Here is a 23,396-nt window from a genome sequence, read left to right as displayed (position 1 = left end):
TACATGGTGCTGCTGGCCTCGCTGTTCACCCTGTTGATCGGCCTGCCCCTGGGGGTGCTGCTGTTCATCAGCCGCAAGGGCGGCCTGTACCCCATGCCAAGGCTCAACCGGCTGTTGGGCGGGCTGGTCAATCTGGGGCGCTCGCTGCCCTTCGTGGTGCTGCTGATTGCGCTGATCCCCCTGACCCGGCTGGTGGTGGGCACCACCCTGGGCAGCACTGCCGCGGTGGTGCCCATCACCATCGGCGCCTTTCCGTTTTTTGCGCGGATCGTCGAGAACGCCCTGGATGAAGTGGACCGCGGTCGGGTCGAGGCGATCCTGGCCATGGGCGGGCACATCGGCCATGTGATCTTCAAGGCGCTGCTGCCGGAAGCCTTGCCGGCCCTGCTGGCAGGGCTGACCCTGACCCTGGTGATGCTGATCGGTTTTTCCTCCATGGCCGGCGTCATCGGCGGTGGCGGCCTGGGGGACCTGGCGATCCGCTACGGCTATCAGCGGTTCAACAACCAGATCATGGTGGCCACGGTGCTGGTCCTGGTGCTGCTGGTACAGGGGGTACAGAGCTGCGGCGACCGCCTGGTGCGGGCCCTGGCCCATCGCCGCTGAGTACATTCGGGGCGCGTTTCAGCGCCCTTCGTGCTGCTTGCGATAGGCCCCGGGCTGCAGGCCCACGGCCTTGGTGAAGGCCCGGGTGAAGGCGGCGATCGACTGATAGCCCACGGCGGCGCCCACTTGCTCCACTGTCTGGTTGGCCTTGAGCAACTGGCAGGCGTGGCGCATGCGCAGGGCCAGCAGTACCTGCCCCGGGGATTGCCCGGCCAGTTCATTGAACCGCTTGAAGAACGCCGAGCGCGAAAGCCCGGTCAGGGCCGCCATGCTTTCCAGGGGCCAGGCTTCGCCGGGGCGCTGGATCAACTGCTCCAGCAGCGGTGCAAACCCCGGGTGGCGGGCCAGGGCCACCAGGCCGCCGAGGTCCTGGTTGGCGTTGACCTGTTGGCGCAGCACATACAAAAACAGCAGATGGCTCAGGCGTTCCAGCAGCGCCGAGGAGGGCGCCGGGGTGCGCTGGCATTCTTCGAGAATCAGCTGGAACAGCGCCCGGGCGGCGCTCAGGGACGGGTCGCCGGCCCGCAGGATGAGCCAGCCCGGCAGGCTGTCGATGATCAGCGAGGACAGCCCGGGCTTGAAATGGAAAAAGCCGCAGACCAGCCCCACACCGTCCTGGGCTCCCGGCTCCAGGGGCACCATGGGCGTGCGCGGCAGTTGCTGCGCCGCTTCAGCTTGCTGGGCACTGGACAGCCGGTAGCCCAGGTCCTGCAGCAGGAATACCGCGTCCCCGGCATCCAGGCGCAGGGCCTGGGGCGCGCCGTCGATATGCAGCCAGCAATGGCCCTGGACGATCAGGTGGAAGCTGGCCCGGGCCAGGCCCTGGGTGCTGGCGTGCCAGCCTCCGCAGTAGCGTCCGACGTGAAACAGGCTGGCATCGAGTTCCAGGCCTTCTAATAACCAATCAACCAGTGGGCTTGACGAAATCATCTAAGGGAAACACTCAGAAGCAAGTAATCGCTACTTTAGAATATGGATCGGAATTCTTATAACCAACAGACTTGACGCACACCTACACAGCAGGAGTCCACTCCATGTCCCGCGTCACTCTACACACCTTGCACACGGCTCCAGAAGCCGCTCGGCCCTTTCTTGAGAACGCGCTGAAGAACTCGGGCTTTATCCCCAATCTGCTGGGCATCCTGGCCAATGCCCCGGCGGCCCTGGAAACCTACGTCACGGTGTCCGCCCTCAACGGCAAGGCCGAGTTGAGCCTGGCGGAGCGTGAAGTGGTGCAATTGGTGGCCGCCACCACCCATGGCTGCGATTTCTGTGTCGCAGGTCATACCTCGGTGGCCCTGAACAAGGCCAAACTTGCGGACCCGGTGGTCAGCGCCCTGCGCGAGCAGAGCACCTTGCCCGAAGCCCGGCTGGAAGCCCTGGCGGCATTTGCCCGGGAAGTGATCGCCACCCGGGGCAAGGTCAGCGACGCCGGCTATGCCCAGTTCAAGGCGGCAGGATACAGCGAAGGCAATGCCCTGGAAGTGATCCTGGGCATCAGCCTGGCCACCCTGTGCAACTTCGCCAACGTGTTCGCCGGCACTGAACTGAACCCCGAGCTGGCCAAGTATCGCTGGTCAGTGCAAGGTCAATGAGCCAGGGCGCCGGCGGTTGCGCGGCGCCCCCTTTCAAGGAGAAAACCACATGCTCGATGCGCAATTGAGTGAATGGCTGGATGCCCAGGCCCAGGCACTCGACCAGGGCCAGTGCGACCCGCAGCAGGTCCTCGCCCGGCTGGCGGGCGCCGAGGTACTGCGGGTCGGTATCGACCCGGCTCAGGGCGGCAGCGGCGGCGACCTGACCGATGCTCTGGAAGTCATGGCCAGCGTGGCCAGCCATTCCCTGGCGGCGGCCTTTGTCTGCTGGGGCCAGCGAGCCTTTATCGAATACCTGCTGCACAGCCCCAATGCCGGTTTGCGCCAGCGCCTGCTGCCCTCGTTGCTCAGCGGCGAGCTGGCCGGTGCCACCGGGCTGTCCAATGCCATGAAGTTTCTCTCGGGGATCGAGGCCTTGCAGGTCCGGGCCCGGGAACAGGAGCAGGGCTGGAGCCTCAACGGTCGTTTGCACTGGGTCACCAACCTGCGCAAGAGCGGGTTCGTGGTGGCGGCGGCCATCGAGCGCGAGGAGGGCGGCGCGCCGTTCATCCTGGCGATCCCCGATGCCTTGCCCGGGTTGCAGCGCTCCGATGACCTGCAACTGATGGCCCTGCAATCGAGCAACACCGCTGCCCTGGAACTGAACCAGGTGGCGGTGGCCCGTGACTGGCTGCTGCACGAGGATGCCCGAGTGTTCCTGCCGGCGGTGCGCCCGGCCTTTCTCGGCCTGCAATGTGCCCTGGCCATCGGCCTGGCGCGCCGGGCCCTGAGCGAGGTGGAAAAGCACGTCGAGGGCGCCCGTTCGATCCTCCACGAACCCTTGCTGGAACAACGCCAGCACCTGGAGCAGACCGTCGGCGAACTCAAGAGCGGCCTGCTCGACGGGCGCTTCCTGAGCCAGCCCGGGGCGCTGTTCCGGGTGCGCATCGCTCTGGCGGAAGCCACCGCCAACGCCGTGCAACTGGAGCTGCAGGCCAGCGGCGGCAAGGCCTACCTCAGCGAGTTCGGCAGCGGCTTTGCCCGGCGCTGGCGCGAGTCGGCCTTCGTGCCCATCGTCACCCCGAGCCTGGTGCAACTGCGCGCCGAACTGCAACGCCAGGCGCGGAATGCGGCAGCATGAGCGGCCTGTTGAACGCACAGGCGATCAGCCTCGGCTACCCCGCGGCGCAAGGCTGGCACACGGTGCTGGAGGATTTCGACCTGCACCTGCAGGCCGGCGAGGTGGTGTCCATTCTCGGCCCCAGCGGGGTCGGCAAGTCCAGCCTGCTGCGGGTCCTGGCCGGCCTGCAGAAGCCCCACGCCGGGCAGGTCAGCCTGTTGGGCGAGCCCCTCGACGGCCCTCATCCGCGGGTCGCGGTGGCATTCCAGGACCCCAGCCTGCTGCCCTGGCTGAACCTGGAGCACAACGTCGCCTTCGGCCTGGATTTTGCCCGCCAGCCGCACCTGAGCCCGCGCCAGCGCAAGGAGCGCATCGACCAGGCGATTGCCGCAGTGGGCCTGGAACACGCCCGCCAGCGCTATCCGGCCCAACTGTCCGGCGGCATGGCCCAGCGCACCGCACTGGCCCGCTGCCTGGCGCGCCAGCCCCAGGTGCTGCTGCTGGATGAACCCTTCGGCGCGCTGGACGAGGTGACCCGCGCCGACATGCAGCAACTGCTGCTCAAGGTGATCGGCCAGCACCGTACCGCGGCGCTGCTGATCACCCACGACATCGACGAAGCCCTGCTGCTGTCCGATCGGGTGCTGCTACTGGGTAACAGCCCGGCGCGCACCCTCGGCCAGTGGCACATCGAGCTGCCGGCGCCGCGCGCCGAGCGGATCGAGGAACTGGGCGCGCTGCGCATCGAGATTCTCAAGACCCTTCGGCGGGCGAGCCGCAACCCCCACACTTCCCCTTTGCCTGCACCGTCGGAGATTGACCATGTGCCTGGACGACTTCACTCATACCCGTCGTGACTTTCTCAAGCTCAGTGCGCTGCTGACTGCCGGCGGCGCCTTGCCGCTGCTCAACAGCCTGCAGGCCCGCGCCGCCCAGGAACCGGACGCGCCGGTGCGCATCGGCTACCTGCCGATCACCGACGCCACGCCCTTGCTGGTGGCCCACAACAACGGCCTGTTCGAGGCCGAGGGCATCAACGCCGAGCGCCCGGTGCTGCTGCGCAGTTGGGCCCAGGTGATCGAGGCGTTCATTTCCGGGCAGGTCAACGTGATTCACCTGCTGTCGCCGATGACCGTCTGGGCCCGCTACGGCAGCCGGGTGCCGGCCAAGGTGGTGGCCTGGAACCACGTCGGCGGTTCCGGCCTGACCGTGGCCCCGGGCATTACCGAGGTCAAGCAACTGGCGGGGCAGTCGGTGGCAATCCCGTTCTGGTATTCGATCCATAACGTGGTGGTGCAGCAACTGTTTCGCGACAACGGCCTGGTGCCGGTGAGCAAGGCCGCCGGCAGCGCCCTGGGGGCCAACGAGGTCAACCTGGTGGTGCTGCCGCCTTCGGACATGCCGCCAGCCCTGGCCAGCAAGCGGATTGCCGGCTACATCGTCGCCGAGCCGTTCAATGCCCTGGCCGAGGAACTCAAGGTGGGCCGGGTGCAGCGCTTTACCGGGGACGTGTGGCGCAACCACGCCTGCTGCGTGGTGTTCATGCACGAGCATGACCTGGACAACCGTCCCGAATGGTCGCAGAAGGTGGTCAACGCCATCGTCAAGGCCCAGCTGTGGACCCGCGACCACCGCGCCGAGGCCGCGCAACTGCTGTCCAAGGATGGCGCCAACCGCTACACGCCCCATGCGCCCCAGGTGCTCAACCGGGTGCTGGCGCCGGCGGCGGCCGACCGCGAGGCCTACCTGGCCAGCGGCGCGATCCAGCACAGCCACTGGGACGAGCAGCGCATCGACTTCCAGCCGTATCCGTTCCCCAGCTACACCGAAGAGTTGGTCAAGCGCCTCAAGGACACCCTGATCGAGGGCGACAAGGGCTTTCTGGCCGGCCTTGACCCGGCACACACCGCCAAGGACCTGGTGGACGATCGCTTCGTGCGCAACGCCATCGCCTCGGTGGGCGGGCTGAAGGCCTTCGGCCTGGCGGACAGCTTCGAGCGCAGCGAGGAGTTCGGTCTTTGATGGGCAAGCAACCTTCTTCCCTGAGCCATTGGCTCCTGGGGCTTGCCGGGCTGTCGAGCCTGCTGCTGGGCTGGTGGCTGGGGGTGCACCTGCTGGGCGATGGCAACGGCCTGGCTGCGCGTTTCTCCCCCGAGGCGACCTTCGCCAGCCTGCTGGAACTGCTGGGGCGTGGCGAGCTGTACGAGCATGTGCTGGTGAGCCTCAAGCGGATCCTGGTGGGTTTGCTCCTGGCCTTGCTGATCGGCGTGCCCCTGGGCCTGCTGGTGGGCAGCTACCGGCACCTGGAGGCAGCCACCACCCCGGCGTTCCAGTTTCTGCGGATGATCTCGCCGCTGTCCTGGATGCCGGTGGTGGTGATGCTGATGGGGGTAGGGGACCAGCCGATCTACTTCCTCCTGGCGTTCGCCGCGCTGTGGCCGATCCTGCTCAACACCGCGGCCGGCGTGCGCCAGCTGGACCCGCGCTGGCTGCAACTGAGCCGCAGCCTCAGCGCCACCCGCTGGGAGACCCTGCGCAAGGTGATCCTGCCCGGGGTGCTGGGGCATGTGCTGACCGGGGTACGGCTGTCCATCGGCATCTTGTGGATCGTCCTGGTGCCCTGCGAAATGCTTGGGGTCAGCGCCGGCCTGGGCTACTTCATCCTCGACACCCGGGACCGCCTGGCCTATTCGGAACTGATGGCCATGGTGCTGCTGATCGGCGTGCTGGGTTTTGCCCTCGACGCCCTGGCCCGTGGCCTGCATCGCCGCTGGTCCCACGCCTGATGCCCGCCGGTGGGCCCGGCGCGACACCGGCGGCGCCCCCGTAGGAGCCGGCTTGCCGGCGAATGGGCCCTCAAGCCTTTCACCGCTCCAGCGGGCGCCTTCGCTGGCAAGCCAGCTCCTACGGCCCAGCGTAATCGCGGTGCTACCTGCGTAGGAGCCGGCTTGCCGGCGAATAGGCCCTCAAGCCTTGCACCGCCTCTGCGGGCGCCTTCGCTGGCAAGCCAGCTCCTACGGCCCCGGCGTAATCGCGGCGCTACCTGCGTAGGAGCCGGCGCAGCGCCGGGGTGCCTGGACGATCAATGCCCCACCAGTTCCTCCAGCAACTGCTCTTTGTAGCCTTGCAACACGGGTGAAGAGCGGTCCCGGGGATGGGGCAGGTCGACGCGGATCTCATGCTTGATCCGCCCCGGATGCGCGTCCATCACGATTACCCGGTCCCCCAGGTACAGGGCTTCTTCAATGTCATGGGTGACCATGATCACCGTGCAGCGCTGCTGCACCCAGATACGTTGCAGTTCGTGCTGCAGGCGCACCCGGGTCAGGGCATCCAGCGCCCCCAGGGGTTCGTCCAGCAACAGCACCTTGGGCTGGTTGATCAGCGCCCGGGCAATGGCGCCGCGCTGGGCCATGCCGCCGGAGAGCTGATGGGGGTAGGCCTGCTCGAAGCCTTGCAGGTTGACCAGGGCGATATGCTCGGCCACCCGGCGCTGTTTCTCGGCTTCGGACAAGGGGTGGTTCTTCAGTGCCAGGGCGATGTTCTGGGCCAGGGTCATCCAGGGAAACAGCCGATGGTCCTGGAACACGATGCCCCGTTCCAGGCTGGTGCCGGTCACTGGCTTGCCGTCCAGCAGCATCTGCCCCTGATAGTCACCCTCCAGGCCGACGATCAGCCGCAGCAGGGTGGATTTGCCGCAGCCGCTGGCACCGACAATGCTGACGAACTCTCCGGGCTGGACGTCCAGGTCGATGCCTTGCAGTACCGGCAGGGCCTGGCCCTGGATCCGGTAGCTCTTGTTCAGGCCGCGGATCTGTAGGGCCCCGGTCCGGGCGTGGAGATGAGTGGGGAGCGGGGCGTGTTGGGCGATCGCATTCATGGGGAGGCCTTAACGGGTAGGGCGCCAGCGCAGCAGGCGGCGGCTCAGAAGGGTCAGCAGCAATGTCATCAGGTAGCCGCACAGGCCGATGCACAGCACGCAGAGCACTATCACTTCCATGCGTGAGCCGGCTTCGGCGTTCATCATCAGGTTGCCCAGGCCGGCCCCGGAGGACAGGAACAGCTCGCTGCCCACCGCCGTCACCCAGGCAAAGGCCAGGGCCTGCAACAGGCCGGTGGCAATGCTCGGCAGCGCCGCCGGCAGCAGGATGTGCCGCAGCCGCTGCGCCGGGTTTAGCACCAGCACCTGGCCGACCTCGCGGTAGCGCCGTTCCACCTGGCAAAAGCCCTGGTAGGTGTTAAGCACCATGGGGTAGAAGGCCGCGAGGCTGACGATCAGCATCTTGGAAAACTCACCGTTGCCGAACCACATGGCAATCAGCGGAATCCAGCCGAGCATCGGCACCTGGCGGATCGAATGGAACAGCGGGCCGATCAGGCGGTTGGCCAGGGTCGAGAGGGCCATCAGGGCTCCCAGCATGACCCCGGCCAGGGTCCCCAGCAGCAGGCCGCCGCTGGCCCGGCCCAGGCTGGCCAGCAGGTTGACCGGCAACTCGCCGTTGCCCAGCAGTTCCAGCAAGGCGCTGGCGATGGTGGAGAGCGGCACGAAGGCGTAGGCCCCGGCGGCGTCCTGGCGGGACAGGTATTCCCAGCCGCCGATCAGCAGCAGGGGCAGCAGCAGGCCGCGAAACTTGGCCAGTAAAGTGGTCATGCAAGGGCTCCTAGCGGGTTTGCCAGCGCAGCACGCGCTGTTCCAGGCGGCGGAAGGAGAAGTCCAGGGCAAAGCCGATCACGCCGGTGACCACTATCCCCACCATCACCACATCGATGCGCAGCATCTGCCGGGCCATCTCGATCATCTGCCCCAGGCCGCTGTCGGCGGCCAGCAGCTCGGTGGCCACCAGCACCACCCAGCAGCGGGTCAGGCCGATGCGCAGGCCGGTGATGATCGGTGGTGCCGCGGCGGGCAGGGCGATCTGGCGCACCAGGGTCGGCCAGCGCAGGCGGTAGACGTCGGCCACCTCGAAGTAACTGCGGGGAATGGCCTTGACCCCCTCGCTGGCGGCCAGGGCCACGGGGAAGAACGCAGTCTTGGCGACGATGACGATCTTGAAGGTTTCATCGATGCCCAACAGCAGCACGAACATCGGGATCAGGGCGATGCTGGGGATCTGCCGCAGGGTATGGAACAGCGGCGCGCAGTACGCCTCGACGGTCTTGGACAGGGCCATCAGCACCCCGAACACCAGGCCGCCAAGGGCCCCCAGGGCAAAGCCCAGGCCCAGGCGCGACAGGCTGTTGTGCAAATGCTCCAGCAACTCGCCGCTGGCCAGCAGGGTTTCGAAGGTGTGCAGCACCTGGGCCGGCGGTACCAGCAGGTTGCGCGGGAAGATCCCGGCCTGGGCCACCAGGGTCCAGAGCATCAACAGGGCCAGGGGCGAGACCAGCCAGGTCAGGGAGGTGAGCGTGCAGCGCAAGGAATGAGCCATGGCGGTTCTTATATCGGCGAAGTACCCGATGCCTATCGCAAGACCTGTGCCATCGCGCGCTCGTAGGAGCTGGCTTGCCAGCGAAGGCGTCGGCCGGGGCGATGCAGGGCTTGCGGGCCTGTTCGCCGGCAAGCCGGCTCCTACGGGAGGAGCGGCGTGTGGGTGGGTTGTGGGCGCTGGCGTGCCAGCGAAACTGATGCCTGGGCAGCAGCCGCTGCTGCCAGGGCAACACCCCGGCAGCAGTCCGGCCTCAGAAGTCGTAGCTGAGGCTGGTGTAGTAGAACGCGCCCTGGGCGCCCTCGGGGCTGGTGATGGAGTATTTCGGCACGCCATACAACTGTGCCCCGGATGCCTTGTCCGGGTGGGTGTCGAACAGGTTGATGGCGCCCACCGACAGCTTCAGCGCCTTGTCGAAGCTATAGGAAATGTCCAGGTCAGTGACCCATTGCGCGCTGAAGGTCTGGTCCAGGGTCGGGTTGCTGGCGTTGAGGCTCTTCCATTGCCCGTACCGGCGCTGCGCCAGGGTCAGGCCCCAGCTGTCATACAGCCAGTTGGCGCTCAGGGTCAGCTTGTTCTTCGGGGTGCCGTCCTCGATCAGGCCCTGGGTGGTGCGGCCGACGATCTGCGAGCCGGCGATGTTGCCCACGTCCCGCAGGGCGGTGATCCGGGTGTTGTTCTGGCTGTAGCCGCTGGACAGGTTCAGGCGCCCCCATTGCTGCAGGTCCAGCTGGTAGTTGCCGGTCAGCTCGACGCCATCGGTGCGGGTGTCGGCGACGTTGGTGTAGAACGCCGCGCTCTGGATGTTGGCGTACGGGGTGCCGGCGAAGATCGGCGTGACCACCGAGGCCGGCAACTGGTCGGACAGGGTGATGCGGTTGTCGATGTTGATCCGGTACGCATCCAGGGTCACCGAGGCGTTGGCCAGCGGCCGCCAGACCAGGCCCAGGGAGTAGTTGGTGGACTCCTCGGGCTTCAGCGCCTTGCCCCCCAGCAGCTTGGCTTCCGGGCTGTCGGCGCGCAGGGTGCGTTGCTGCACCTCGACGTAGTTGCCGCTGCCCGGCGGTTGCTCCACCACTTGCACGCTGAACGAGGACAACCCGCTCTGCACCAGGGACGGCGCCCGGTAGCCGGTGCTGGCGGTGGCCCGGGCGGCGAGCTGCGGGGTGAAGTCGTAACGCAGCGACAGCTTGCCGTTGGTGGTGTCGCCAAAATCCGAGTAGTGCTCGGTGCGCACCGCGACCCCGGCCTGGAATTTCTCGGTGATCTGGCCTTCGACGTCGATATAGGCGCCCCAGACCTTGCGCTCAAGGGATGCGGCGTCGACCTGGGTAATGCCCGAGTAGTAGCCGGGAATGCGCCGCCCGGTGACCGGGTCCACGGTATTGAACAGCGGCCCGTTCTGCCAGCCCGCCGCTTCGCCGGCGCTCAGTTCGTAGTTCTCCTGGCGCCAGGCCAGGCCCGCCGACAGGGTCAGGGGCTTGAACAGGAGGTCGGTGGGGAAGTCCCGCACCCAGTCCAGGGTCAGGTTGGTCTGGTCGGCCTCGCGCTTGCCGGTGTAGATCTTCGCCGGGCTGGCCTCGCCCCAGCTGGGGTTGATGGCGTTGCGGTCGGCGGATTTCAGGCTGTTGTCACCGTGGTTCAGCGCCAGGTCGAACTTGCCCAGGCGTTCGTCCTCGTAGCGCAGGCCACCGGTCAGGGCATAGTCCTCCAGCGAGTAGCGGGTGATCGGCAGGCGGCCGTCGGGGTAGCGTTGCAGGGCGTCGCTGCCGTAGTTGTTGCGCAAGGTGGTGGGCGGGTCGAAGAAGCCTTCGGCGTCGGTGTTCTTGTGGGAGTAGGTGGCAAAACCGTAGGCGGTCAGCCCCTCGCCCAGGCCGAACTCGCTGTTGGCGGCGAAGTTGTACTGGTCCGAGACATTGCCCGAGCCCCAGCGCCAGGTGCGGTAGCGGTTGTTCTGTTCCCGGGGGGTGCTGGTGCTGGTGGAGCCGGGGTAGAAGATCCGGTTGTCGGGGTTGGTGTCACTGGCCGGGTCCTGGCTGCCGGCATCGAAGCTCAGGGTCAGGAAGCCGTCGTTGGGCAGGCTCAAGCCCTTCCAGCCGCTGAGCTTGCGCTGCAGGCCGTCGCCCTTGTCGTAGCCGCCGAAACGGTAGCCGAGGTTGCCGCCGTCGTCCTTTTCCTTGAGCACGATATTGATCACCCCGGCGATGGCGTCGGAGCCGTACTGGGCGGCGGCGCCGTCGCGCAGGATCTCCACTCGCTCGATGGCGCTCAGGGGGATCAGGCTCAGGTCCACCGCGGCGGCGCCGCGGCCGTTGACCAGGCTCTGGCGGGTGACGTTGGCGCTGGTGTGGCGGCGCTTGCCGTTGACCAGCACCAGCACCTGGTCTGACGCCAGGCCACGCAGGGAAGCACCCTGGGCGATGGAACCGGCGAAGGCGCCCTGGGGCGACTGCGGGTAGCTGAACGAAGGCGAGAGGGCGGTGAGGGCGCCGGACAGGTCGCTGGCCCCGGTCTGCTGCAACTGCTGGGCGGACAGCACGTCCACCGGTGCGGCGCTTTCCAGGGCCGTTACATCACTGCGCCGGGTGCCCAGCACCACCACCGTGTCCAGGTGATCGGCGCTGGCGCCGGGGGCATTGCTTGAGGTCTGGGCAGCGAACGCGGGCACGGCAAGGCTGCCGACGACCAGCGCCACAGCGCCGGCCAACGGATTGCGATGGAACATCTTTGGATTCCTTGTGAAATGAATGACCCCAACCGCCCCTGTAGGCGCTGGCTTGCCAGCGAAGGCGTCGTCATGGACGGCGCAAGGCTTGCGGGCCTCTTCGCCGGCAAGCCGGCTCCTACAGGGTGGGTGCGGTGGTGGGCGATACCGGCGGCCCGGAAATCAGGGTTCGGGTGGCCTGCCGCGGGGCTCAGAAGCGGCTGGTGACGCTCAGGCCCACGGTGCGCGGGTCGCCGTAGGTGATGACGTATTGCCCCAGGGTGCCGTTGGGCCGGCCATGGACCTGGTAGCGGCGGTCGGTGAGGTTGTTGACGAAGCCGGTGACGCTGAGCTTTTCATCCGGGCTGAACCAGGTCAGGCGGGTGTTGGCCAGGGTGTAGTGGGGCTGGCTCAGGGTCTTGTCGGCGCTGCTTTGGCGGTCGGCGAGGAAGTATTCCTTGTCGCGGAAACTCACGTCGCCGCCGGCCACCAGCTTGCCGCCGATCTCCAGGGGAATGGTGTAGTCGGCCCCCAGGGACACCACGTTGCGCGGCGAGCGCACGAAACTGTTGCCGCTGTAGTCGCCGGTGACCGCGCCGGTGTTGGGGTTGGTGTTCTTGAAGTCGGTGTACTCGGTATCCAGGAACGAGATCGCCGCCCGCAGGTGCAGATAGTCGGTGGGCTGGCCTTCGAGCTCCAGTTCCGCGCCCTTGACCTTGCCCTTGGCGCCATTGGTCAGGGCCGTGGTGAGCACGCCGTTGTTGACCGTCAGCAGGTTCACCTGGATGTCCGAGTAGTCGTAGTAGAAGACATTGGCGTTGGCGGTCAGGCGATGGTTGAACCATTCCGACTTGAGGCCGATCTCGTAGGCGTCGAGTTTCTCCGGGTCCACCGTGGTCAACTGCGCCAGGCTGGTGGACAGCCCGGTATTGAAGCCCCCGGAACGGAAACCGTGGGCGTAGCGGAAGAACACCCGGACGTTGTCGTTGATCCGGTATTCCGGGGTCAGATCGTAGGTCCAGGCTTCCCAGGTCTTGCTCTCGTCGCGGCTGCCGTTGCTGCCGGCGGCGCCCAGGGGGATCAGCGGGCCGTTGGCCGTGGCCCGGGTGAGCTGGGTCAGGTCCAGGTCGATGTCTTTCTTTTCCTGGGTCCAGCGCAGGCCGCCGGTCACGGTGAAGTTGTCGGTGAAGTCGTAGGTCAGGTTGCCGAACAGCGCGTAGCTGTCGGTGGTGTGCTGGTAGTTGAGGTCGCGAAAGTCGGTGGCGCCGCCGGTCTGGTTGGAGCCGGTGCCGTTGGGCGTGGGGCCCGGGGTGATGAGGCGCTTGGCCGAGCTGTCCAGGTCCTCATGGAAGTAGTGCACCCCCGCCAGCCAGCGCAGGGTTTCCTGCTGCGGCGAGGCCAGGCGCAGTTCCTGGGAGTACTGGTTGTAGCGGTTGTCGCTGATGGCCGCGCCGTTGACCTCGTAGGGGGTGTAGTCGGCGTCGCTGGTGGACTGCCCGCGAATGTAGTCGTAGGCGCTGATGGAGGTCAGGGTGTAGTCCCCCAGGTGCCAGTTCAGGGTCAGGGACGTACCGTCGTGATCGAGCTTGGCATCCTCGTTGACGTTGAGGGCGATGTTGCGTCCGTCGGGCCGCTGGTAGCCGACGTTGTAGTAGCGGCCCACCGGCAGCGAGCCGTTGCTGCCGTCGCCCTTGTATTCCCGGGCGTGGATCTTCAGCAGGGCGTCCAGGTCCGGGTTGAGCCTGGCCAGGAACTGCAGGCGCACGGCCTTCTTGTCGACGTCGCCGTAGGTATGGTCGTCGGTGAGGTTCTTCTGGAAGCCGTCGCGTTCTTCCGAATACAGCGACAGCCGCGCCGCCAGCCTGTCATCCACCAGGGCACCGCCGATGGCGCCATTGAGGATGCGCTCGCTCTTGCTGCCGATGCCCAGGGTGCCGTAGCCGTCGGTGTCGAAGGTCGGCTTTTTGGAAATCACATTGACCGCACCGGCAGTGGTGTTCTTGCCGTACAGGGTGCCCTGGGGCCCGCGCAGGATCTCGATGCGCTCCAGGTCGAACAGCGGCCCGCCGCCGGCGATGGGCGCGTTGAGGTAGACATCATCGGCGTAGATGCCCACCGGGAACACCGTGGCCGCCCCGGTGTCGCCCGTGCCCAGGCCGCGGATGTACCAGCGTGGGCGGCCGTCGCCGTCGGGGTTCTTGGCCGAGGCGTTGGGGATGAAGGTGGTGATGTCGCCCATGTTGCGCACCCCGTCGGTCACCAGGCTGGTGCCCTGTACGGCGGACACCGCCACCGGAACCTCTTGCAGGGTTTCCTCCCGGTGCTGGGCGGTGACGGTGACGGTCTTCAGGGCGGGTTCGCTGCTGTTCCCGGTGGTGTCGGTGCCTGTGGTTTCGGCGGCCAGCAGGCCCTGGCTGAATGTGCCCCCGGTGAGCGCCAGTGCCAGCCATAGACTCTTGGTGATCGGATTAAGCTTATGCATGTTGAACTCCCCCATTTAAAGTTTCGCTAAGAGGGCTAGAGCAGAGAACGTGCCAAGAGGCTTATTGGGTTTTATGGGTAAGCGTTAGTTTGATCAAGTCATTGAAAAACAAGGCTTAATTTAAATTCGTTTGAGTGTTTTAGAGAGGGGTTTGGCAGGCGTGAAAAGTTGCGGGCCAGAGGTTTAAAACATCCTGCGCAGCATTCAGCAGAAGTTGCTTGGCTGGTGCTGCTGGAGCAGCACCGATTGCCCGCTGGACTGTTGCTGCACCAACACCGGCTCCCCAGCCCGTAGGAGCCGGCTTGCCGGCGAAGAGGCCCGCGAGACATGCATCGCCTGGGCTGACGCCTTCGCTGGCAAGCCAGCTCCTACGCAGGGATGCGGTGTACCTGCTTATGTAGGAGTCGGCTTGCCGGCGAAGAGGCCCGTGAGACATGCGTCGCCTGGGCTGGCGCCTTCGCTGGCAAGCCAGCTCCTACGGGTTCCACCGTCAGTTCGTGGGGTTATACCGCCACGCGGGAGGTGGAGCCGATGACCGTCTCCAGCACACTGAAGTCGATCCACTCGCGCACGTCGAAACGCCGTGGAATGAACTGCCAGCGATGCAGGAAATCGGTGAAGTCCTGCAAGGCCTCGATGGATCGCGCATCCAGGGTGGTGCGCAGGCGTCGGTGGGCATCCTCGCCATAGGCGGCCGCCACCCAGTACTCGCTGGTGTTCAGTTCCCGGGCCAGGAAGCGCCGGGTTTCCTCGGGGTTGGCCCAGGCCCATTGTTCGGTGCGCAATACGGTGTCGACGATCTTCACGCTGGCGTCGAAGTGCTCGCGCAGCAGGTGGGTGTCCACGGTCAGGGTACGCGGGGTGCCGTTGTTGGAGCGGATCAGCGGGTCGGGGTGGGAACCGGTGTCCACCACCACCTGCAGGCCGAACTCGTTGGCCAGGTGCACGGCGTGGGCGCCCTTTAGGAAGATCGCGTCGATATCGCCCCGCAGCAGGCCGATCAGTTCGTTGTTGCGCCGGCTGAAGCGGGTCACCCCAAGGCTCACTTCGGAACCGTACAGGTGCTGCTTCTGCTCGTCGCTGTAGGTGCCGCCGTAGGGGTAGTCCACCAGTTCCACGTCGGCCACTTCCAGGCCTTCTAACCTGAGGGCGTTCTCCAGGCCGCGCAGGGCCTGGGCCCGGGTGAAGTCGATCTGCACGTTGGCCCACTTGGGCAGGCCGAAGCGCCGGTTCTTCAGGTCGCGGATGCTCTTCACGCCGCTTTCGGCGGTGGTCAGGATCAACTGCACCTCGTCGCTCCAGGACAAGCCCAGGACCCGGGTCTGCACGCCGCTGGAGTAGGCCCAGATGGCCGGGATGTTGCCGCCGTGGCGCACCGAGTTCTGCAGGTGGTGGTCGTAGTGGGCCTCGCGCACTTCGCGTTCGCTGGATTCGCGCAGGGACTGGATATTGGTGCCGAACGGCAGGAAGGCCTCTGCCAGGCGTCCGGACTGTACCGCGATGCCGAGCCCGGTGGGCACCGGGCTGTGGGTGTACCAGAGGGTATCGAGTGATTTGCTCATAAGGGTCTTCAGTTCGAATCCATGAAACCTGGCGCGGTCAGCCGGCCAGAGCGGTAGGGGTAGCCAGCAGCGCATCCAGCGGCCGGCGGTCGATCCATTGGCGCACATCCACCTGCTGCGGGATGAAGCGCCAGCGCCGCAGGAAGGCGCTGAAATCCTGCAGCGCGTCGATGGCCTGTTCTTCCAGGCCGGTGCGCAGGCGCAGGTGGGCATCCTCGCCATAGGCGGCGCTGGTCCAGTACTCGCTGCTGTTGGTTTCCCGGGCCAGGTAGCGGCGGGTGTCTTCCGGGTGGTGGCGGGCCCAGTCTTCGGCCCGCAGCACCGCGCCGAGAATCCCGGTGGCGACGTCCAAGTGCTGCTCCAGCAGATGACTGTCCACTGTCAGGGTGCGCGGTGTGCCGTTGTTGCAGCGGATCAGCGGGTCGGGGTGGGCGCCGGTGTCGATCAGGGTACGCAGGCCGAACTCATGGGCATGGCGGGCGGCACTGGCGCCCTTGAGGAAGATCGCGTCGACTTCGCCTCGCAGCAGGCCCTGCAGTTCCAGGTTGCGTCCGCTGCTGGGCTGGGCGCTGACCGGGGTGTCGGCCAGGGTCTGCACCTGGGGGTCGCTGAAGGTGCCGCCGTAGCGGTAGTTCACCAGTTGCAGGTCGCCCACTTGCAGGCCGTCCAGGCCCAGGGCGTTTTCCAGGCCGCGCAGGGCCTGGGCGCGGGTGAAGTCGATCTGTGCGCCGGCCCAGTCCGGCAGGCCGAAGCGTCGGCCCTTGAGCTCCTTGATGCGGTGGATGCCGCTGTCGGCACGGGTCAGGATCAGTTGCACTTCATCGGCCCAGGACAGGCCGATCAGCCGGGTTTCCCGGCCCTGGGCCCGGGCCCAGAGGGCCGGGATGCTGCCGCCGTGGCGCACCGAGTTGCGCAGGCTGTGATCGAAGTGCGACTCGCGCACGGCCTGGTCGCTGGACTCGCGCAGCGACTGCACCTGGGTGCCGAGGGCGCCGAGGCTGTCTTGCAGCCAGCCTTTCTGCACGGCAATGCCCAGGCCCGTGGGGACCGGGCAGCGGGTGTACCAGAGGGTATCCAGAGGATGGGACATGAACGGGCTCCTTATAGGCTCAGGCGCGGGCCTGTAGCGGCGTCGCCTGGGCGACGGGGCGTTGCTGCACCAGGGGCAGGACTTCCTGGCCGATGCGCAGGGCTTCTTCCAGGTGCGGGTTGCCCGCCAGGATGAAGGTGGAGAAACCGGCATCGCGGTACTCCGCCAGGCGCTCGGCAACGTTCTGGTGGCTGCCCACCAGGCCCACGGTGGGCCCCGGCTTGGCCTTGGCGAAGCCGGCCCAGAGGTTGGGGCCGAGGATCAGGTCGTCGAAGCGGTCGACGTTCTGGTGGTAGGCGGTCTGCCGCGCAGCGCCCACCGAATCCGAGCCGCTGGTGAAGTTCTTGGCGATCAGGCTGCCCTTGCCTTCGAGCTTGTCGAACTGACGGCGCAGGTCGGCCCAGGCCTGCTCTTCGGTTTCCCGGGCGAACAGATCGACCCGCAGGCCGAAGCGCACCGTGCGCCCCTGTTTGTCCGCCAGCTCGCGAACTCGCTCGATGTGGGGCTTGAGCTGGTCGATGGGCTCGGCCCAGTTGAGGTAGACGTCGGCGTGCCGCGCCGCCACGTCCAGGGCCGCATCGGAGAAACCGGAAAAATACACCCCCGGCTTGCGTTCCTGCTGCAGGCCCGGGGGCAGGGCGCCGTTCTCCAGCTGGTAGATATCGCCGTCATAGGAGAAGCGTTCGTTCTGCCACAGGCCCTGGATGATGTCGAGGAACTCGCCGGTACGCTGGTAGCGCCGGTCGTGGTCCAGGTAATCGCCATTGGCTCGCTGGCTGACCGGGTTGCCGCCGGTGATGATGTTCCAGTCCAGGCGGCCGTGGCTGAGGTTCTGCAGGATCGCCGCCTGTTGGGCGGCGTAGGCCGGCAGGGTCCAGGTGGCCTGGAAGGCGATCAGAAAGCGGATGCGCCGGGTTTCCCGGGCCAGGGCCGCGGCCACCACCCAGGGCTCGGGGCCGGTAGGCAGCAGGGCGCCTTCGAAGCCCGCCAGCTCGGCGGCCTTGGCCACCTGGGCGATGTAGTCGATGTAGGTGAAACCGTCGGGCTCGCCGTTGGCCAGGCGCCCGGGGGCGATATGCCCGGCACGGGGGTGGGGGTTGCCGCGATTGTGCTTGTCGGTGCTCAACTGCGGGCCGTCGGTGCCCAGCGGCAGGCGCCAGAAAAATTCAGTGCTCATGGGTGCTCCTGATTCAGTAACCCGTTGCGCCGCGCGGGTGCGAAGACGCCTGTCAGGGGGTAATTGCAACGGCCATGCCATGGCTGTCGCAGCCCACCATTGCGGGGGTTCGGGGGCTTCAGCCGGCCTAGCGCAGGGCCCTGGTGCTGCTGTAGCAGCACCCCGGCAGCAACCGCTGCTGAGCGCGCAACAACCCAGCGCCGTCCTTGCCGGCGAAGAGACCCTTGAGCCTTGTGCTGTCCTTGCGGGCGCCTTCGCTGGCAAGCCAGCGCCTACAGCTGGCGCGATATCGGCGGTGCTTGTGTAGGAGCCGGCTTGCCGGCGAAAGGGGCCGCGGGGTTTGCGCCGCCGGGTTGGTCGGCGCTACGCAGATAGGCCTGGTACAACGCCGCATAGGCGCCGTTCTGCCGGATCAACTGCTGATGCGGCCCCTGTTCCACCAGTTGGCCGTGGCGGATCACCGCGATCCGGTCGGCGTCGCGGATGGTTGCCAGGCGGTGGGCGATGATGATCGCCGTGCGCCCCTGGCACAGCCGGCGCAGGGCGCGCTGGATGCGCCGCTCGGTGTGGATGTCCACCGCCGAGGTGGCTTCGTCCAGTACCAGCACCGCCGGGTTGGCCAGGTAGGCCCGCACCAGGCACACCAGTTGCCGCTGGCCATGGCTCAGGTGCCCACCCAGGGGGCCGACCTCGCTGTGGTACTGGTGGGGCAGGCGTTCCAGCACCTCGTCGGCCCCCAGCTCCCGGGCCGCGGCAATCAGCGTTGCATCATCGGCGCCGGGGGCTGCCAGGCGCAGGTTGTCGAGGATAGTGCCGCTGAACAGCACATTGTCCTGCAGCACCACGCCCACGGCCCGGCGCAGGTCGTGCTGGGCCAGGTGCCGGATGTCCACGCCGTCGAGCGTCACGGCGCCGCCCTGAACGTCGTAGAAACGGGTCAGCAACTGCACCAGGGTGCTTTTGCCATGGCCCGAGGGGCCGACAATCGCCAGCACTTCGCCGGCCTTGATCTGCAGGTCCAGGTTCTGGATCACCGCGTTTTTGCTCCTGGGGTCGTAGGCGAACCGCACCTGTTCGAAACCGACCTCGCCCCGGGCCCGCTGCATGCGCTGGGGCTGGGCCGGGTCGAGGACCTGGGGCCGGGTGTCCAGCAGCAGAAAGATCCGCTGCGCCGAGGCCGAGCCGGTGGCGTAGCGTTCGAACAGGTCAGAGAGTTCCTGCAACGGGCCCAGAAACAGAAACACGTAGAACAGGCTTTCCGCCATCTGGCCAACGCTGATCTGGTTATCGGCCAGCCCATAGCCGCCCACCAGCAGCAGCGCGGCCATGCCGGCGGTGCTGAGCAGCGCGGTGAATGGGGCGAACCAGCTGGAGCGCAGGCTGCCGCGGATCAGCGCCTGGTTGAAGTCATCCAGCAGGCCGCGATAGCGCTGCAGGTTGGGTTCCTGCTGCCCGCATTGCTGGAGCATGCGCGCGCCGCTGACGCTTTCCACCAGGTGCGCGGTGAAGCGGCTGCGGTTCTCCGCGACCCTGGCCCAGTTGCGCTGGGAGATGCGCTTGAAGCCCCAGGTCGACAGCGCCAGCAGCGGCACCGTGGCCGCCAGGCTGAGGAAGAAGCGCGGGTCGATGCGCCACAGCATCAGCGCCGCCAGGGCGCAGCGCAGCAGGGCCCCCAGCAGCTCCGGCGGACCCTGGATCAGCAGTGGTTCCAGGCTGTCGACGTCGCGGTCGGCGCGGGAAATGATGCGCCCGGCGCGGGTCTGGTCGAAGTAGCTGACGCTCAGGGCCTGGATATGGGCAAAGACCTTGACCCGCAGGTCGTTGAGCACCCGGATCGCCGCGCTGCCGGCGACGAACTGCGACAGCCCGGCCAGGACGAAGCGCCCCAGCCAGCTGGCCGCCAGCCCCAGGCCCAGCCACAGCACCAGGGACTCGTCCAGCAGCCAGTGACCCTGGTCCGGGACCAGCCCGCGGTCCAGCAGTTCGCGCACGAACCAGGGCCGCAGGAACACCGTGAACACCAGCAGCAACTCGATGCCGATCACCGTCAGGATCGGGCCGCGGATCGGCCGCAGCAGGGGCAGCAGGCGCGACAGCATGCTGCGGTCCAGGGCCTGGCGGGCAAGCATTTCCTCGATTTCGATATCGCTCAGGGCCTTGCCGGCGATTGGATTAGCCATGGTCGACTCCCAGCAGGTCGCGGTAGTGGGCGTTGGTCTTGAGCAACTCGGCGTGGCGGCCGCTGGCGCGGATTCGCCCGTCCTGCAGCAGCAACACCCGGTCCGCCAGAAGAATGGTCGAGAGCTTGCTGGAGATCACCAGCAAGGTGGTGGCCCGGCCCTGGTCTCGGCGCAACTGGCGGATGTTGTCCAGCACCTGGCGTTCGCTGATGGCGTCCAGGGCGCTGGTGGCGTCGTCGAGGCAGAGAATGTCCGGCTCCCCCAGCAGCGCCCGGGCCAGGCTCAGGCGCTGGCGCTGGCCACCGGAGAGGGTGACCCCGCGATCGCCGAGGCGGCTGTCCAGCCCTTGGGGCAAGCGTTCCAGTACGTCTTCGGCGGCTGCCAGGGCCAGGCCCTGGCGCAGTTGCCGGTGGCTGGCGTCGGGGGCCGTGAGGCGCAGGTTGGCCGCCAGGGTGTCGGAAAACAGGAAGCTTTCCTGGGGCACCACATGCACCCGGCGCCGCAGCTGTTGCAGGTCCAGGTCGCGCACGTCCTGCCAGCCGCTGAGTTCCGAGCCCAGCAGCACCCGGCCGGCACCGGCCTCGGTGAGGCGCGGCAGGAGGCTGGCCAACAGGCTCTTGCCGGTGCCGGTGGCGCCCACCAGGGCCACCACCTCGCCGGGCTCAAGGCTCAGGGTGCAGTCATCGAGAATCTTCCGGCCACCGCCGGGGGCGCTGACGCTGACCCCCTCCAGGCGCAACCCCAGGGGCGCCTGGGGCAGCCGGGCGTTGCCACTGCGGATGTGCAGCGGCTCGTCCAGCAACTGCCAGATGCGCTCGGCACTGGAGCGGGCATCGGCGAAGGTCTGCATCACCCGGCCGATGCCTTCGATGCGAAACACCAGGGTGGTGACGATCAGCAGGGCGCTGACCAGCTCGCCGATCCCCAGCTGCCCGGCCGCCACCTGATGAGCGCCGTAGACCAGGATCCACACGTGGCTGAGGGCGACCACGGCCTGGGGCAGGGGGATACGCGAACTGGAATAGGCCAGGGCCCGGCGCGCGTGCTCGGCGAACAGCCCGACCTGGGCGGCAAAACCCTGGATGCGGCTGTGCTCCAGGGCGAAGGACTTGATCACCCGCACCCCGCCGATGCCCTCGCTGAGTTCCTGGTTGACCCGGTCGTAGGCAGCGCCCACTGCGCGGTCGAGGCTCACCAGGTGCTCGGTCTGGCGCACGAAGATCCACAGTCCGCAGGCGGTGAGCAGCAGCGGCACCACCGCCAGCCAGGGGCTGTACCAGGCCAGCAGGCCGACCGTGGCCAGCACCACCAGGGGCGTTTCCACCACCTGGCGCCAGAAGCTGATCAGGGCATCGCGGACCTTGTCCGCATCGCGGGTGGTGCGGGTGATCATTTCACCCATGCCGTGCTGCCAGTGGTAGCCCAGGTGCAGGCCCTGGACCTGCTGCAGGATACGCTCGCGCAGGCGGGTCAGCAGTTCCTGGCTGAGCACCAGGGACAACACCGTGGCGGCGTACTGCAACAGGCCGCGGCCCAGGGCCACCGCCAGCAGCAGCCACAGCCAGTACCAGCCCAGGCTGGCATCCAGGCTGCCGTCGGCCAGGTGCTTTACCGCCTGCCCGCTGCTGACATCGTTGACCGCATGGCCGATCAGCCACTGCTGCCAGACCAGCCCGAGGTTGACGGCGACATAGAGCAGCGCCACCAGGGTGAAGCGCCAGGGCACTTCCCGGTAGATCGCCAGCGCGCGCAAAAGAGGGTGTTTTTCGATCATGCAGGGCTCGTTCAAAAAATCGGCCACCCCAGTAGGAGCCGGCTTGCCGGCGAAGAGGCCCTCGAGCCTTGTGTCGGTCTTGAGGACGCCTTCGCTGGCGAGCCAGCTCCTACGGTGTGCGTGATGCCATGGTTATTGGTAGGAGCCGGCTTGCCGGCGAAGAGGCCCCCGAGCCTTGTGTCGGTCTTGAGGACGCTTTCGCTGGCAAGCCAGCTCCTACGAGGGATGGCGGTGGTTGGGGTTATGGCGCGGGGCGGGTCGCGCCCTGTTGCTCCTTGGCGTTGAGGATCGCGGTGTATTCGCCCGGGTCGACGCCGTTGAGGTAGTAGTTGCCCACGTGGTGCAGGCGCCAGCGGATCGGGTCGTGGGTGGTGTGCACCCGGGCATTGCGCCAGAAGCGGTCGAGGTTCCATTTGCTCAGGGAGGAACTGGCCCCCAACAGCGAGAAGATGTCGCTGGAGATCTTCAGCGAGGCGCTGTCGGAATGGGCCCGGGCGGTGGCCACGGACAGGATCAACTGATCTTGCAGTTCCTTGTTGTCCGGGTCCTGCTCGTGTTCGTCGAACACCCGCGCGGCATCGCGCAGCAAGGATTCGGCAGCACGCAGGGCCACGGCGTATTCACCGATCTGCTTGATGATGTGCGGCTCTTCGCTGGCGTGGTCGACGCCGCTTTCCACCCAGGGCCGGGCGTGCTGCTTGAGGTAGTCCACCGCGGCCCCCAGGGCTCCGGCGGCGATCCCGGTGTCGATGGCTGCATGGAGGATCTGCGGGAAGGTCAGGCCGGTGCGTTTCATCGGGCCCTTGCGCGGCGAGACAAAGTCTTCGTCCAGTTCGATGTTGTCGAACAGCACCGTGCCGCTGACCGAATTCTGCTGGCCGAAGGCATGCCAGTCGTCCACCAGGGTCAGGCCCGGAGCGTTGCGGTTGAGCAGCACCCCGGCGCCGCCTTCTTCGCTGGCGGCGGTCAGGGAAATCCATTCGGCCAGGTAGGAACCGGTGGAGTAGAACTTGCTGCCGTTAAGGATCAGCTTGCCGTCGGCGCGGCGCTCGATACGGGTCTTGAGGGCGAACTTGTTCTTGCCGCCGACCTCCGCCAGGGCATTGCCCAGGCGCTTGCCGGCCAGCACGTCGCTGACCACGCGGTCGCGCACGGCATCCGGGTAACCGTTGAAGATGCCCCGCAGCATCACGTTGTGGATCTGCAGCAACTGGCCCACACCGCCATCAGCCACCGAGATCAGGCGCACCGTTTCGACGATGGTGGCCACCGAGGCCCCCAGGCCACCGAAGGCCTTGGGCACACCGATGGCGGTCAGGCCGCTGTCGGACAGCAACTGCGCCTGGCGCCGCGGCAACTGGCCGTTGGCCTGGCTGTCGGCGGCGATGGCGGCGATTTCCGTGGCGATTTCCCGGGCCACGGCGATGGCTTCGGCCTCGCTGCCCAGGACACGGACCGGAGTGACAGGAAGGGCTTGAACGCTACTCATGCTGGTACCTCTATCTGAAGAAATCTGCCCCCAGGGGCGTGTGTATCGACCTGATCCGTAGGAGCCGGCTTGCCGGCGAAAGGGCCCTTGAGCCTGGCGCCGGTCTTGGCAATGCCTTCGCTGGCAAGCCAGCTCCTACAGGGGCGTGTGTATCGGCCTGATCCGTAGGAGCCGGCTTGCCGGCGAAGAGGTCCTTGAGCCTGGCGCCGGTC

Annotated in this window: 18 protein-coding genes; 6 read left to right on the top strand and 12 right to left on the bottom strand. The window is 67.1% G+C overall.

Going from position 1 to position 23,396, the window contains the following annotated elements:
- Positions 1-3 precede the first annotated feature (3 nt).
- Positions 4-606: a methionine ABC transporter permease gene (locus tag AC1RMG_RS06150; RefSeq protein ID WP_169891845.1), complete on the top strand. Its 603-nt coding sequence runs from the start codon at positions 4-6 to the stop codon at positions 604-606.
- A gap of 18 nt (positions 607-624) precedes the next feature.
- Here AC1RMG_RS06150 and AC1RMG_RS06145 read toward each other — a convergent pair whose 3' ends face one another.
- A complete protein-coding gene (locus tag AC1RMG_RS06145; protein ID WP_011061472.1) occupies positions 625-1,536 on the bottom strand; it encodes an AraC family transcriptional regulator in 912 nt (303 codons plus the stop codon).
- A 104-nt stretch (positions 1,537-1,640) separates the two neighbouring features.
- On the opposite strand from AC1RMG_RS06145, the gene AC1RMG_RS06140 reads away from it, so the two are divergent.
- The 5 genes from AC1RMG_RS06140 to AC1RMG_RS06120 are packed head-to-tail and all read left to right on the top strand — an operon-like array spanning position 1,641 to position 6,086.
- Positions 1,641-2,201, top strand: a complete 561-nt coding sequence (locus AC1RMG_RS06140) for a carboxymuconolactone decarboxylase family protein (protein WP_015635738.1) — start codon at positions 1,641-1,643, stop codon at positions 2,199-2,201.
- A 49-nt stretch (positions 2,202-2,250) separates the two neighbouring features.
- Positions 2,251-3,321: an acyl-CoA dehydrogenase family protein gene (locus AC1RMG_RS06135; protein ID WP_011061470.1), complete on the top strand. Its 1,071-nt coding sequence runs from the start codon at positions 2,251-2,253 to the stop codon at positions 3,319-3,321.
- The gene (locus AC1RMG_RS06130; RefSeq protein ID WP_011061469.1) at positions 3,318-4,157 is read left to right on the top strand and encodes an ABC transporter ATP-binding protein; all 840 of its coding nucleotides are present in this window, start codon (positions 3,318-3,320) and stop codon (positions 4,155-4,157) included. Before AC1RMG_RS06135 ends, AC1RMG_RS06130 begins: the two co-directional genes overlap by 4 nt.
- The gene (locus AC1RMG_RS06125) at positions 4,123-5,322 is read left to right on the top strand and encodes an ABC transporter substrate-binding protein (protein WP_493168698.1); all 1,200 of its coding nucleotides are present in this window, start codon (positions 4,123-4,125) and stop codon (positions 5,320-5,322) included. The genes AC1RMG_RS06130 and AC1RMG_RS06125 overlap by 35 nt, the downstream gene beginning before the upstream one ends.
- Positions 5,322-6,086 carry an ABC transporter permease gene (locus AC1RMG_RS06120; RefSeq protein ID WP_011061467.1) on the top strand — a complete coding sequence of 255 codons (765 nt, stop codon included), beginning with the start codon at positions 5,322-5,324 and terminating at the stop codon, positions 6,084-6,086. The genes AC1RMG_RS06125 and AC1RMG_RS06120 overlap by 1 nt, the downstream gene beginning before the upstream one ends.
- Before the next feature lie 296 nt (positions 6,087-6,382).
- Here the strand turns inward: AC1RMG_RS06120 and AC1RMG_RS06115 are convergent, their stop codons facing one another.
- The 11 genes from AC1RMG_RS06115 to AC1RMG_RS06065 form a co-directional block, all read right to left on the bottom strand.
- Positions 6,383-7,180 carry an ABC transporter ATP-binding protein gene (locus AC1RMG_RS06115; RefSeq protein ID WP_011061466.1) on the bottom strand — a complete coding sequence of 266 codons (798 nt, stop codon included), beginning with the start codon at positions 7,178-7,180 and terminating at the stop codon, positions 6,383-6,385.
- Between the two features lie 9 nt (positions 7,181-7,189).
- Positions 7,190-7,951, bottom strand: coding sequence for an ABC transporter permease (locus tag AC1RMG_RS06110; protein WP_015635737.1), 762 nt, complete (start codon positions 7,949-7,951; stop codon positions 7,190-7,192).
- A 10-nt stretch (positions 7,952-7,961) separates the two neighbouring features.
- The gene (locus AC1RMG_RS06105; protein ID WP_125062340.1) at positions 7,962-8,729 is read right to left on the bottom strand and encodes an ABC transporter permease; all 768 of its coding nucleotides are present in this window, start codon (positions 8,727-8,729) and stop codon (positions 7,962-7,964) included.
- 250 nt (positions 8,730-8,979) lie between these two features.
- On the bottom strand, positions 8,980-11,451 hold the full coding sequence (locus AC1RMG_RS06100; RefSeq protein ID WP_493168696.1) for a TonB-dependent receptor plug domain-containing protein: 2,472 nt from the start codon (positions 11,449-11,451) through the stop codon (positions 8,980-8,982).
- A 190-nt stretch (positions 11,452-11,641) separates the two neighbouring features.
- The gene (locus AC1RMG_RS06095; protein WP_404672656.1) at positions 11,642-13,912 is read right to left on the bottom strand and encodes a TonB-dependent receptor; all 2,271 of its coding nucleotides are present in this window, start codon (positions 13,910-13,912) and stop codon (positions 11,642-11,644) included.
- Positions 13,913-14,415: 503 nt separating this feature from the next.
- Positions 14,416-15,474, bottom strand: coding sequence for an ABC transporter substrate-binding protein (locus AC1RMG_RS06090; protein ID WP_011061460.1), 1,059 nt, complete (start codon positions 15,472-15,474; stop codon positions 14,416-14,418).
- Positions 15,475-15,511: 37 nt separating this feature from the next.
- A complete protein-coding gene (locus AC1RMG_RS06085) occupies positions 15,512-16,564 on the bottom strand; it encodes an ABC transporter substrate-binding protein (protein WP_011061459.1) in 1,053 nt (350 codons plus the stop codon).
- 19 nt (positions 16,565-16,583) lie between these two features.
- On the bottom strand, positions 16,584-17,741 hold the full coding sequence (locus AC1RMG_RS06080; protein ID WP_041118346.1) for an LLM class flavin-dependent oxidoreductase: 1,158 nt from the start codon (positions 17,739-17,741) through the stop codon (positions 16,584-16,586).
- A 272-nt stretch (positions 17,742-18,013) separates the two neighbouring features.
- Complete coding sequence (locus AC1RMG_RS06075; RefSeq protein ID WP_493168693.1) at positions 18,014-19,921, bottom strand: ABC transporter ATP-binding protein; 1,908 nt, start codon at positions 19,919-19,921, stop codon at positions 18,014-18,016.
- The gene (locus AC1RMG_RS06070; RefSeq protein ID WP_493168691.1) at positions 19,914-21,695 is read right to left on the bottom strand and encodes an ABC transporter ATP-binding protein; all 1,782 of its coding nucleotides are present in this window, start codon (positions 21,693-21,695) and stop codon (positions 19,914-19,916) included. The genes AC1RMG_RS06075 and AC1RMG_RS06070 overlap by 8 nt, the downstream gene beginning before the upstream one ends.
- Before the next feature lie 241 nt (positions 21,696-21,936).
- Complete coding sequence (locus AC1RMG_RS06065; protein ID WP_103291222.1) at positions 21,937-23,184, bottom strand: acyl-CoA dehydrogenase family protein; 1,248 nt, start codon at positions 23,182-23,184, stop codon at positions 21,937-21,939.
- Between the last annotated feature and the right edge of the window lie 212 nt (positions 23,185-23,396).

The organism is Pseudomonas sp. GW822-FHT04H02 (assembly GCF_058800645.1).
Note: the sequence above shows the minus strand (reverse complement) of the source record. Positions and strands in the feature narration are given on the sequence as shown.

Bases quoted from the DNA above. Each gene is read 5' to 3' on its own strand.
- AC1RMG_RS06110 (WP_015635737.1), bottom strand. From the start codon at position 7,951: ATGACCACTTTACTGGCCAAGTTTCGCGGCCTGCTGCTGCCCCTGCTG.
- AC1RMG_RS06145 (WP_011061472.1), bottom strand. From the start codon at position 1,536: ATGATTTCGTCAAGCCCACTGGTTGATTGGTTATTAGAAGGCCTGGAA.
- AC1RMG_RS06100 (WP_493168696.1), bottom strand. From the start codon at position 11,451: ATGTTCCATCGCAATCCGTTGGCCGGCGCTGTGGCGCTGGTCGTCGGC.
- AC1RMG_RS06115 (WP_011061466.1), bottom strand. From the start codon at position 7,180: ATGAATGCGATCGCCCAACACGCCCCGCTCCCCACTCATCTCCACGCC.
- AC1RMG_RS06150 (WP_169891845.1), top strand. From the start codon at position 4: ATGGTGCTGCTGGCCTCGCTGTTCACCCTGTTGATCGGCCTGCCCCTG.
- AC1RMG_RS06130 (WP_011061469.1), top strand. From the start codon at position 3,318: ATGAGCGGCCTGTTGAACGCACAGGCGATCAGCCTCGGCTACCCCGCG.
- AC1RMG_RS06090 (WP_011061460.1), bottom strand. From the start codon at position 15,474: ATGAGCAAATCACTCGATACCCTCTGGTACACCCACAGCCCGGTGCCC.
- AC1RMG_RS06105 (WP_125062340.1), bottom strand. From the start codon at position 8,729: ATGGCTCATTCCTTGCGCTGCACGCTCACCTCCCTGACCTGGCTGGTC.
- AC1RMG_RS06140 (WP_015635738.1), top strand. From the start codon at position 1,641: ATGTCCCGCGTCACTCTACACACCTTGCACACGGCTCCAGAAGCCGCT.
- AC1RMG_RS06125 (WP_493168698.1), top strand. From the start codon at position 4,123: ATGTGCCTGGACGACTTCACTCATACCCGTCGTGACTTTCTCAAGCTC.
- AC1RMG_RS06135 (WP_011061470.1), top strand. From the start codon at position 2,251: ATGCTCGATGCGCAATTGAGTGAATGGCTGGATGCCCAGGCCCAGGCA.
- AC1RMG_RS06080 (WP_041118346.1), bottom strand. From the start codon at position 17,741: ATGAGCACTGAATTTTTCTGGCGCCTGCCGCTGGGCACCGACGGCCCG.
- AC1RMG_RS06120 (WP_011061467.1), top strand. From the start codon at position 5,322: ATGGGCAAGCAACCTTCTTCCCTGAGCCATTGGCTCCTGGGGCTTGCC.
- AC1RMG_RS06085 (WP_011061459.1), bottom strand. From the start codon at position 16,564: ATGTCCCATCCTCTGGATACCCTCTGGTACACCCGCTGCCCGGTCCCC.
- AC1RMG_RS06095 (WP_404672656.1), bottom strand. From the start codon at position 13,912: ATGCATAAGCTTAATCCGATCACCAAGAGTCTATGGCTGGCACTGGCG.
- AC1RMG_RS06075 (WP_493168693.1), bottom strand. From the start codon at position 19,921: ATGGCTAATCCAATCGCCGGCAAGGCCCTGAGCGATATCGAAATCGAG.
- AC1RMG_RS06070 (WP_493168691.1), bottom strand. From the start codon at position 21,695: ATGATCGAAAAACACCCTCTTTTGCGCGCGCTGGCGATCTACCGGGAA.
- AC1RMG_RS06065 (WP_103291222.1), bottom strand. From the start codon at position 23,184: ATGAGTAGCGTTCAAGCCCTTCCTGTCACTCCGGTCCGTGTCCTGGGC.